Annotated in this window: 9 protein-coding genes; 4 read left to right on the top strand and 5 right to left on the bottom strand. The window is 63.0% G+C overall.

What is annotated here, in order from left to right; all coding sequences use genetic code 11:
• Both VKV28_15320 and VKV28_15315 read left to right on the top strand, forming a co-directional pair.
• Positions 1 to 3092, top strand: a 3092-nt coding sequence (locus tag VKV28_15320) for a VCBS repeat-containing protein (protein ID HLH78173.1), incomplete at its 5' end; no start/stop codon positions are given.
• Positions 3093 to 3348: 256 nt separating this feature from the next.
• A complete protein-coding gene (locus VKV28_15315) occupies positions 3349 to 4584 on the top strand; it encodes an MFS transporter (protein HLH78172.1) in 1236 nt (411 codons plus the stop codon).
• Positions 4585 to 4613: 29 nt separating this feature from the next.
• Here the strand turns inward: VKV28_15315 and VKV28_15310 are convergent, their stop codons facing one another.
• From VKV28_15310 to VKV28_15290, 5 genes are read right to left on the bottom strand one after another with little or no spacing between them, the layout of a single operon-like run.
• On the bottom strand, positions 4614 to 4907 hold the full coding sequence (locus tag VKV28_15310) for a zf-TFIIB domain-containing protein (GenBank protein HLH78171.1): 294 nt from the start codon (positions 4905 to 4907) through the stop codon (positions 4614 to 4616).
• A gap of 32 nt (positions 4908 to 4939) precedes the next feature.
• Positions 4940 to 5269 carry a zinc ribbon domain-containing protein gene (locus VKV28_15305; GenBank protein ID HLH78170.1) on the bottom strand — a complete coding sequence of 110 codons (330 nt, stop codon included), beginning with the start codon at positions 5267 to 5269 and terminating at the stop codon, positions 4940 to 4942.
• A 54-nt stretch (positions 5270 to 5323) separates the two neighbouring features.
• Positions 5324 to 5533: a hypothetical protein gene (locus VKV28_15300; GenBank protein ID HLH78169.1), complete on the bottom strand. Its 210-nt coding sequence runs from the start codon at positions 5531 to 5533 to the stop codon at positions 5324 to 5326.
• A 47-nt stretch (positions 5534 to 5580) separates the two neighbouring features.
• A complete protein-coding gene (locus VKV28_15295; GenBank protein ID HLH78168.1) occupies positions 5581 to 7278 on the bottom strand; it encodes a glycosyltransferase family 39 protein in 1698 nt (565 codons plus the stop codon).
• Positions 7279 to 7311: 33 nt separating this feature from the next.
• Positions 7312 to 9048, bottom strand: coding sequence for an alkaline phosphatase family protein (locus tag VKV28_15290; protein HLH78167.1), 1737 nt, complete (start codon positions 9046 to 9048; stop codon positions 7312 to 7314).
• 153 nt (positions 9049 to 9201) lie between these two features.
• Here VKV28_15290 and VKV28_15285 point away from each other — a divergent pair, with 153 nt between their 5' ends.
• Both VKV28_15285 and VKV28_15280 read left to right on the top strand, forming a co-directional pair.
• A complete protein-coding gene (locus VKV28_15285; GenBank protein ID HLH78166.1) occupies positions 9202 to 10587 on the top strand; it encodes an alkaline phosphatase family protein in 1386 nt (461 codons plus the stop codon).
• Between the two features lie 405 nt (positions 10588 to 10992).
• The coding region (locus VKV28_15280) for an RHS repeat-associated core domain-containing protein (protein ID HLH78165.1) at positions 10993 to 11486 on the top strand (494 nt) is incomplete at its 3' end.

The following is an 11486-nucleotide window of genomic DNA, read 5'->3' as shown; positions in this document are numbered from 1 at the left end:
CCACCGGCAACGGCCCGCTGTCAGTAGCGGTGGCGGACATCAACGGCGACGGGTTGCCCGACCTGATCGTGGCCAACTACAACGACAGTACAGTCTCGGTTCTGCTCAACACCACCACCCCCGGCGCCACGACGTTCAGCTTCGCCGCCGAGCAGAGCTTCAACACCGGCTCCGGTCCTTACTCCGTGCGAGCCGCGGATATCAACGGTGACGGCAAGCCGGACTTGATCGTGGCCAACTATGGCGCAAACACAGTGTCGGTGCTGCTCAACACCACCACCCCGGGCTCCGCCACCCCCAGCTTCGCCACTCAGCAGAGCTTCACCGTAGGGAACATTCCCTTTCTGGTCATTGCGGCCGACCTTAACGGCGACGGCAAGCCCGATCTGGTCGCCGTGAACGAACTCGATAACACGGTCTCGGTGTTGCTCAACACTACCGCCACGGGCGCCACTACCTCTAGCTTCGCCACTCAGCAAACCTTCAATACCGACAGCGCGCCGACGTCGCTGGCGGCGGCTGATGTCAACGGCGACGGCAAACCCGACCTTATCGTCGCCAATTACTCCGCCGATACAGTCTCGGTGCTGCTCAATACCACCGTTCCAGGTGCCACTACCGTAAGCTTCGCCAGCCAACGCGAGTTTGCCACAGGTAGCGGCCCATTTTCGGTAACGGCGACGGATGTCAACGGCGACGGCAAGCCCGACCTGGTTGTCGGCAATCAACTTGGCAACACGGTCTCGGTCTTGCTGGACGCCACCGCCCCCGGCGCCACTATCGCTAGCTTCACCAACGAGCAGTCCTACACCGTGGAAACGCTTCCGTATGCGGTGGCAGCGGCGGATCTCAACGGCGACGGCAAGCCGGACCTGATCGTCACGAATCAAAACGCCAACACGGTTTCGGTACTGCTCAACACCACGCCGACACCGACTACCTCGCTCGATGCGGCCAGCTTTGCCAGCGCGCAAGGCTTCACCTCCGGGAACGCGCCCAAAGAGGTGACGGCCGCGGATGTCAACGGGGACGGCCTGCCCGACCTGATCGTCGCCAATGAGGGCGCCAACACGATTTCGGTGCTGCTCAACGCCACCGCGCCTGGCGCCACTGTCCCCAGTTTTGCCACCCAGCAAAGCTTCGATGTGGGGGACGAACCGATCGCGGTGACCGCGGCGGATCTCAACGGCGATGGCAAGCCGGATTTAACCGTCACCAACAGTTTAGACTCAACCGTCTCGGTACTGCTCAACACCACCGCGCCTGGCGCTACCACCCCCAGCTTTGCCTCTCAGCAGACCTTTACCACTGGACACGCGCCGGCTGCAGTCGTAACGGCGGATGTCAACGGAGATGGCCGGCCCGACCTGATCGTGGCGAACGAAGATGATTCCACGGTGTCGGTGCTGCTCAATACCACTACGCCCGGCGCTACCATCCCAAGCTTTGCTTCCCAGCAAAGCTTCACTACGGGGACCGCTCCGAGCGCGGTAATTGCGGCGGACATCAACGGCGACGGCTTGCCCGACCTGATCACCGCCAACCAGGGCGCTAACACAGTCTCGGTGCTGCTCAATACCACTACGCCTGGAGCCGCCATCCCCAGCTTCGCTGCCCAGCAAGCCTTCACTACGGGGACCGTTCCGATCTCGCTAACGTCGGCGGATTTTAATGGAGATGGCAAACGCGACCTGGCTGTTGTGAACAACAGCGGCAGCGTGTCAGTACTGCTTAATACCACCGCTCCCGGCGCCAGCATCCCCAGCTTCACCACCCAGCAGAGCTTCGCCACGGGCAGCTACGCGCAGTCGGTGGCGGTGGCTGACGTCAACGGCGACGGCAAACCCGATTTGATTGTTGCGAACGCAGGCCCTTACACGGTGTCGGTGCTGCTCAACACCACCGTTCCTGGCGCCACTACTCCCAGCTTCGCGGCTCAGCAGACCTACACGGCTGGAGACAGCCCCGTTTCGGTTACGACAGCGGATGTCAACGGCGACGGCCAGCCCGACCTGATCGTCACTGACAACACCAGCAACGAACTCTCGGTATTGCTCAACGCCCTGTACACGGTCAGTACCTCCGGCACTCCGGCGACGGGAACCATCAGCTACAACGTGCCAACCCCGACCCCATCTCCAACTCCGACGCCCACCGCGACACCAACTGCTTCACCCACGCCGACCCCTTCGCCGACCCCGACCCCTTCGCCATCCTCCACGCCAACTCCAACCCCAACCCCGACGGTGAGTTCGACACCGTCTCAAACCCCGTCGGCAACGCCTACGCTATCGCCCACCACCACGCCGTCACCTACGGCGACCCCGGCTCCGACACAGGCCCCCATCACGCCGTCATCGACGCCGACCTCCACTCCCGCCCCGCCCACGCCAACGGCAACGGCAAGCGCGCTGCCGACGCCGCTACCCAACCAGCAGGCGGGCACTATCGTCGCGCCCCCTCTGCCGCAAGTTAACGCCGGGGCCGGGCAGAGCGTCAACGCCGGCTCCTTCAGCTACAGCAATGTCACCCCCAGCGCGCAGCAAATCGGCACCGTAGTAATCGCGGCCAGCGATCCCGCAGCGCTGGCGTCGCTGACGGTTACCGCCGGCTCAGTCGGGCGGAGCGCCAGCATCTCGCCAGTCGCGACCAGCAACGCGCTGGCGTTCAATCCGCCGATCGTCGTCAGCCCCGGCACTACGGTCTCTTTTACCGTCACGGCACAAACCGCAAGCGGCGCCGCGGCGCTGGCCAGCCGAGTGGTTTATGCATCAATGGTTGAGTTGGGCGGCGACCGCTTCGGCCCGGGTGGTCCGCTGGCGCCTTTGGGCGCTGGCTTGCTGATGCTGGGGCTGATGCTGACACCGCTGAGGCGTCGGACCCGGCGGCGCGCCGCGCTGATCGCATTGGGCGGCCTGATGTTGGCGGTCGCCCTGGCCGGCTGCGGCAGCAGCAACTCGCATCGCTTCGGTTACTCGGCCACGGTTTCCGGTATGGGGAGCTTGAGCAACGTGGTGCCCCTGTCGGTTGTGTTGGTAAACAGCACCGGCGGGACCTCGCTCCAGCAGTTGACCGGGATCGGTTTTAAATGATCCGGCACAGCTCCATCTCCGCGCACCGGTGCGATGCTGGCCGCCGCCAAGTTGCTCATGCAGCCTTGTAGCGGCATATCGCTTTCACTTATTGACAGCCTGTCCGGCATTTTGTGTGTCGCAGAGGCATTCCCTTCTCAGAGCTGCGTTCATTTCGCGGCAAATGAGCTATGATGCGAGCGGCTTAAATACGGGCCGCTGGGATCCGAGGGAGCGCGCGCATAGGCGACAACCCACGCCCCCGGGGAGAATGGCAATGGCACCGAAGCGTACGAAGTGGTTAGTGCTGGGCGCCGTCGCTTTCGTGCAGGTCTTCATGTTTGGTCCTACTGTCTCGACCATCGGCGTTTTGATCCCGCCGCTGTTGCGCGAATTTCACTGGACCCATGCCCAAGTCTCCCGGCTGGTTACCGCCTACGAACTGTCTTTGGGTTGTACCTCCCTGTTCGCTGGTTGGCTGGTCGATCGGATGGACGCACGGTGGGTGATGGGCTCGGGATGCCTGGTCGCGGGCACGGGCTGTTTTTTGGCGAGCCGGGCCCACGATTTGGCGTTTCTCATCGGCTGTTACGCGCTAATCGGATGCGGCATCGGGCTAGCCTCGTTTATCACCGCAGTCGTGGTCGCAATCCGATGGTTTCCCGGCCGCCGCGCGTTGGCCGCTTCCTTGGCATCCTTCGGCCTGGGGCTGGGAATGTTCGTCGCACCGCGGATGGTCACCGAAATCGTCGCGCTGGCCAGTTGGCGCTGGGGCTTGATGACCATCGGCACACCGATGCTTGCGCTGGCCGCGCCGGTCAGTTTCCTATTGGTGCGGGGCAACCCCAACACTGCTTCACTTGCTTCCGGGCAGGAAATGGCGGGATTGGAAGTTGGCAAAGCGCTCGCCACCTCCGCCTTCTGGATGCTGTTCGGCCTCACTTTGATCTCCGAAATGGGCGATGGCGCAGTGTTTTTTCATCTGGTCGCTTTTCTGGTCGGCAATGGCTACTCGGCCACCACCGCCGCGACTTTCTTTGGCGGGCAAGCACTGTTGTTACCGATTTGCGGGGTTGTCTGGGGCGCGCTGGCCGACCGCTTTGGGACCCGACCGATCCTGGCTGTGTGCTTCGCGTTCCTGGGCGCCAGCGTGCTGACCTTGCTGAGCGCCAGTCACGCCCAGGCCGGCGTACTGCCAGTGGCCGGTTGGATGGTGCTGTGGGGGATAGGAATGGCGCACAACGGCGTCATTTCCGCGCTCATCGCCGAAGCCTTGGGAGTGCGCCGTTACGGCACGCTATCGGCCTTGATTCGCAGCATGGTGTCGGTGGGACAGGCGGTCGGACCCCTGATCGCAGGCGCTATCTTCGATGCCACCGGCAGTTATGCTCTAGGCTTCAAGCTGGCTGCGAGCGCATTCTTCTTAAGCGGTGTGATGGCAGTTCTAGTGGTGCCCGCCAAAGGTCGCGACGCCATCCCAAAGCCCGCGATCGCAATTGCTGCTACCTCATAGAGCCTGGCGGGCTACAACAAGGCGCAGCTTTACTTGGGCAGCAAGCGCTCCAGCACCTTCTGGTCCAGCCAGGCGCCGTCGTTCTGCGGACAGGCAAGCATCCGAAAGCCGGCACGCTCCAGCGGAGTCAAGGCCTGATGGCAATGGGGACAAATCGCCACTCCCTGACTGGCGGCTTCCGAAGCAGCCTGCTGCAGCTCCTGGCGCTTTTGGCGAATTTTTTCCAACAGCTCGTTGTCGCGCTGGGCCGCCCACTGGTCCTCGCGCGCCTTCTCTAGATCGCGCAATTTGTTCCCTAGCCGATCCTTTTCTTCAATCACCACCGCGTTAACTCCCGCGCCGTTGGGCGCTCATTTCACAACAAATCCTTGATCAGCTTGCCGCTGCGCGCATCCTCGACCTTGGCCTGGAAGTCCGCACCCAGCTCTACCCCCATCTGCTGCGCCCGCTTCTGGGCCCACAGGCCTACGTTGCGCGCATCCTTGTAGAACTCGGGACCGGTGGGTTTGGCGGGATCGAACCGATTCAACCGGGCCGCCTCGCTTTCCACTACCGCGAATGACGACATCAGACGGCGAGTACGCCGACCGCATTGAGGACAGGAAGGCGGCGATACGCGCTTGGTGCGCACCAGCTTACTGCCTGACCAGCCGCACCGGCGACAGCCGTATTCATAGATCGGCATTGACGTAAGATGGGCCAACCTGGGTAATTCGGCATTAGCCCGATGGCTTTCGGATTACAGCTCGGGCAAGGCACGATCAGCCAGCGGGTTACCCAGCGCCAGCAACAATCCCACCCCAAGCACCGCCACACCGCACCCCCCCCACCACCCCGAGGCCCACACCACCCCCAGGCCGATCATTACCACGCCCCAAACCGGTAATGCCAACGAAATGAGCATCCGCAACGCAAAGGAAGCTAGTAGCTGAGCTCGATATACTGCCATAAAGAATTGCCTGTACTTTTACCAATCAGCGACCGGTCAAGCTATCTTTATTTACCAGCTCGGCCGTTTTCAAACGAACTCTGATCGATTTTCAACAGCTCTAGTTGGCGATGTTCTTCGGTGACCGGCGAACTTAGCAGGACCGGCCAATGCTGCGCGCGCGGGCCCATCCCAGCTAAAGTGTCACTCCACAGCAGGATGTAGCGGGAATCGTGCACCCCACTGGTGGCGGCAAGCTGGCTTAAAGCGAGCAGCGGCCGGCCATAGTAAAACGAGATCTCATAATCCGGAGCGGTCTGTGAATAAACCCGCCGGCCGGCGGTAATCGCTTCCATCCGGGTGGTGAAAGTCTTGAAGCTGCGCTGCTCGGCCAGCCCTGGGCGCAATACTCCAATCCATAAACTGACCCCCACTATGCTGGCCAAAGCCAGCGCCGCCGCGCCCGCGCGAGGCGCGCCCTTGGCTCGCGCCACCAAAGCCGCCAAAGCTGCGGCGGCCATCCCGGCAACGCACATCAATTCGCGGCTGTCGCGCAAATTGGCGATAAACATCCCGAGGTAGCCGCTGTCGCTTGATTGCAGACGGCTGCTTACCGATGCCGCCAGTGCGGGCGAAGTAGCGATCGCGATCGCGGCACCCGCCACGCCTAGCATCCCGAGCGACGCCAGGGTAGTGCCCCAATCGCGCCAGCGCAGGGTGCCACGGAGATCCGGATCGGCTTTGCTGCCGAGGAGGTAGCCCAGCGCGATCGCCAGGGGTGGAAAGGCAGGCAAGATATAGTCGTCGCGTTTGACCGCGGCCAGTGAGAACAGGCCAAGCACGGCAAGCGTGAAGCTTAGATGATAAAGCAGCGGACGAGGCGCCTTGCGCAGCGGGGTCGTGGCCTTGGCCAGCGCGGGCAGATATAGGCACAAGGGCAACGATGCACCCAAGAAGCGCATCAGGATGTAATAAACCGGGCGCGCGGATTCGCCCGTGCCGCCCAAGCTGCCGGGCAGAAAATGGCCCAGGTTTTCCTGCCCCATCTGCACCGCAATCAGGCCGCCCCGGGTCGCCCAAAAGGCCGGCACGTACCAAAGCGCCGCGATCGCGAGAGCGCTGGCCAGGGTCAGCCAGGGCCAGCGCCGTTTCAGCAGGCGCAGCGGATTGCTACCCTGCGATAGCATGTAGATCGCGACGGCCAAGGCACACAACACGATCGCCAGCGGCCCCTTGGTCAGCACCGCCAACCCCAGAATTACACCGGTGCAGAGCGCCCTGCCGTCACCACCCTCGCCCTCGACTTCGCGAAACATCAGACAGTAGGCGGCAAACATCAGCAAGGTAAACAGCATGTCTGTGCGTGCATAGGCGCCGTGCGCGCTGAACCCATAGCAAGCGAGCAGCGCAAGCCAGGCCAGCCAACCTGCCGGCGCGCCGAAAAATGCCGCAGCCTGCGCCATCACCAACGCGGCCAGGGCGGCGGCAGCCAAGATCGACACCGCACGCGCGCCGGTTTCATCCAGCGGCGCATGAATGACCTTCAGCAATCCCGCCGACAACCAGTAGTACAGCGGCGGCTTGCGGGTCGCCTCTCCGTAGATATCGCGCGGGAGCAGCCAATGGCCGGTGCGCATGATATCCAGGGTAACCGCGGCCGGCCGCGACTCCTCGTCCTTTTCAAACGGGGCCGAAGCGCCCTGGCTTAAGAAGACAAACGCCAGCAGCGCGGCCAGCGCCACGGTCAGAAACGGCGATCGCGTCATTGAGTAACGTGCGCGAGGCAAAGCGCGGCGCGTCTAGAGGTAGCCCAAATCGCGCAGCCGGCGTTCGATGATCTCACGTTCTTCGTCGCTGTAGTTGTCGGCGGGCTCTTCACTCAGGGGGTGAGCGGCCGCGTATTCGCCGGCTTCCAGATGCTGCAAGGGATGGTCGCGCAGAAATTCACTGCTGAACAGTCCCGCCGGCACCTGTCCCTCCATCTCGGCCGGAATTGGCAAGCCTTGGCAATGGAGCACGATCGGCGCCAAGTCACGCAGCGAGGCACCCTCCACCCGAGCACCGCAAGCGAAGGGGCCACCCGCGGCCATGATCAGGCCGTTGGGGCGGTGGCTGCCGCCGCGCGTCGCCATCTCGTGAGTGGCGAATTCATCCGGCGCCAAGCGGCGTAGAGCCAAACCGCTGGAGTCTTCCAGGCTGCGCCCGCTCAAATAGCTGTAGCCGTGGTCCAGGTTCCAGTCGATCAGCAGATCGGGTGCCCGCTCCACCTGCTCGCCGCGATAAATCTCCTCGCGCCGATAGACCCGGCGCACCAGCGGCTGGCCGCTGTCGGGATCGCGCCATTCGCGCAAGCCCTGACTGACCCGCTCGCACATCGCGTCGTATTGGTCGGGGCTGACCACGCCCGCTTCCTCGCGCCCTCGCAAATTGATCCAGATCGCCGGGAAATAGGGTGACTCGTCCGAATAGGCCAGGGTGTGGCGCCAATCGATCCCGCCGAAGCGAATCTTCGACTCGATCTTGTTACCCAGCTTCATCGAGCGCAAAAGCGGTGTGCGCAACCGCTCGGGCGTGTAATGCAGCCCGATGTCCTTGAGCTTGGCCATCGTCAGCCGCCCCTGCAGTCGCATCCAGCCGCCCACCGAGCCTTTGTTCCCGGTGACGAATTCCAACAGCCCTTCCTGCTGCAGAAAACGATTGAGGAAGACGGTCTTGGTGCTAGCGCCGCCAAAGCCGTGATCGGAGAAAATCAGCACTGCCGCTTCGGGGTCGTTCTGCCACAAGCGGCCAAACGCCGCGTCGATCGCGCTGTAAACCCGCGGCAGCCCTTCGCGCAAAACCTGGGGGTAATCGGGCCGATAATGGGGCGAGTTGGGATCGTAAAAGCGCCAGTAACGATGGCCGGCGAAGTCGCTTTCAATCAGCATGAAGGCGAAGCAGTCCCACCGTTCGCGTTCCTGAGTGTAGAGCGCCGCCGCCAGCTTGCGCTCGATGGTGGCGACGATCGCCTCCAGCCCTTCCTCGGGTGCTTCCAGAGCACGCAGCATGTCCACCGAGGGGGTGATGATGTAATCGCCCACCTTGGCCCGCAGCTCGTCATAGAACTCAGGCGGGTAGAAGCAGGTGCGGTCGGCACGCGCCCCGATCCCGGGAGCGTCGAAACCGCTGATCATCACGCCGCTTATCGGCTCGGGCGGATAAGTCACGGGAAAGCCGATCACAGCCACCCGCCGCCCGCCCTCGCTCAGCATCCGCCACAGCGTGCGGCTGCGCCGCGAGCGGGCATTGACGAAACGCACCCCATAGCGGCCGGGAATGCGTTCGAAAAAGTCGAACACCCCGTGACCGCCGGGGTTCTTACCGGTCATGAAGGTGGTGAAGGCCGGAAAGGTCATCGGCGGGAAGGTCGAAGCCAGTTCGCCGCTGGCGCCGACCTCGATCACGCGCGCCAAATTGGGAAGCAGGCCGCGCGCGATCAGCGGCCGCACGATCTCCAACGTGCCCCCGTCGATGCCGAAAATGAATAACCTGTGCATGCCGCCGCTCGCCGACTCTCCCGTCACACTGGACTGAATCCAAATTTTAGACGTTATCGCACTGTGTTACGACCCCTGCGCCGGGTCAAGTGGCCGTAGCGCCAGCCGCCGGCGTCTTGCGCGCTCGCGCGCGGCCTGAAACAGTCTTGAGCGATGAAGTCGCTAGCCATTATTGGACTGGATTGTGCCGCTCCGGCCTTGGTTTTTGACCGCTTCGCAGCGGATTTGCCCAACTTGCGCGCGCTGATGGCGGGCGGCAGTTGGGGCCCCTTGCGCAGCAGCGACCCGCCGATCACCGTGCCCGCCTGGTCGTGCATGACCGCCAGTCGCGACGCCGGCCAGTTGGGCTTCTACGGCTTCCGCAACCGGCGCGACTACAGCTACGACGCCTATCAAATCGCCGACTCCAAGGCGGTCCACGTGCCCCGTCTGTGGGAGATCCTCTCGCAGGCCGGCCACGACGTGATCGTCCACGGCGTGCCTCAGACCTATCCGGTCACCCCGGTGCGCGGCGCGATGGTGAGCTGCTTCCTGACCCCCTCGACCAAGAGCCAATACACCTATCCCGCCGACCTCAAGGCGGTAGTCGAGCAGGTCGCCGGCGGCTACGTCCTGGACGTGGAGGACTTCCGCACCGACGACAAGCAGGCCCTGCTGGGCCGCATCTATGGCAAGACCCGCAAGCACTTTGCCGTCGCCCGCCATCTGGTAAGCCATCAGCCCTGGCAGTTCTTCATGATGGTCGAGATGGGCGTGGACCGCATCCATCATGCCTTCTGGCGCTTCATGGATCCGGCCAACCGCAACTACCAGGCCGGCCATCCGATGGAGCAGGCGATTCGCGAATATTATCGCTTTGTCGATCGGGAGGTCGGCGAGCTGATCAGCTTGCTGCCCTCCGATTGCGCCGTGATGGTGGTCTCCGACCATGGGGCCAAATCGATGGACGGCGGGGTGTGCGTCAACGAATGGCTGATCGAAAAGGGCTACCTGCGGCTGAAGCAGACGCCCACCAAGCCCACCCCCATAGGCCAGGCCCAAATCGATTGGGCCAACACCAAGGCCTGGGGTGATGGCGGTTACTATGCGCGCATCTTTCTCAATGTCCAGGGACGCGAGCCGCAGGGGGTGATACCCGCCGCCGCCTACCAGGAGGAGCGAATCAAACTGGCGCGCGAGCTGGAAGCGATTTGCGACGCCCAGGGACAGCCGTTGGGCACGCGGGCCTTGATGCCCGAGGAGATCTATCGCGAGGTGGGCGGCGTCGCTCCCGACCTTCTGGTCTATTTCGGCGATCTTAAATGGCGCTCGGTGGGCAGCGTGGGCCTGAACACCATCCTGACCTACGACAACGACACCGGCCCCGACGATGCCAATCACGACTACGAGGGTATCTTCATCCTCAATGAACGCGGCTCTCGTCCCGCTAGTCAGCGCGGCCGGATCGAAGGCCGCCGCCTGTACGACGTCGCCCCCACCGCGCTGCGCCTGCTCGATCTGGCGCCAACTCCGGGGATGATCGGCCAATCCTGGCTCTGACGGCCGCCTGTGCAGCGGCGTCGCGAAGACCCAATCGCAATCAAGTATGACTTTCCATCTTCCCGTGTAGCGTCGCCCGCCGATCGCGCCGCCCCGGAATAATCCGTTCTTTCAGCGCGGCATCGGCGGATCATCGAGCCGGGCCTGCGATGGAGAAAAGCTCGATCTGAACGCCAATCATTACGGCGTGTGGGATGTAGCAAGCTCACGATGGAAGTTTGTATGGAAGGCCGCGCGAATGTAGTCCTTGCCGCCCAGCTGGATTACCTCGACCCCGCGCATCCGCAAAAGATTGGGATTCTTAACGCTTATTAATTTATCCGCGTAGATGTCTTCCCGCGTGTGTGTGAACGGGAACCAAAATACCCGCAGTCCACCTATATCGTGTACGATGGTCTGGTGCCGGTGCAGGAGCAATACACCGAGGTGACGAGCGACTGCGCCACCTACTCGTATCCCTACACGGTCGAGGAAAACCTTCTTACCATGCCTGGGAGTGGAGAGGTGCTGGCGCTGACCGACTCAAACGGCGCCAACATGGTGCCGCTGCATGATGCCTTGGGCTCGACCCTGTGGATGGTCAACGCCAGCGGGCAGATGCAGACCACCTTCGCCTACTCATCCTTCGGGATGCCTAGCCAGTCGGGAACCGCGTATTACTATCCCTGGCTGTTCGCGGGGATGGAGTGGAGCGATATCGGGAACGTGTCGCAGCAGTATTACGCCGGGGCGCGGTATTACTCGCCGGGGCTGCGGCGGTTCATCTCGCCCGATCCGATGGGGTTTGCCGGCAGCGGGAGCAACCTCTTTGCTTACGCGGGTAACGACCCGGTCAATAAGACCGACTCGACGGGGCTGTACCTTGGAGATAATGGAGAGTTAACATACGGCGGCGGCGG

The sequence above is a fragment of the Candidatus Binataceae bacterium genome (genome assembly GCA_035294265.1).
Classification (GTDB): domain Bacteria; phylum Desulfobacterota; class Binatia; order Binatales; family Binataceae; genus DATGLK01.
Note: the sequence above shows the minus strand (reverse complement) of the source record. Positions and strands in the feature narration are given on the sequence as shown.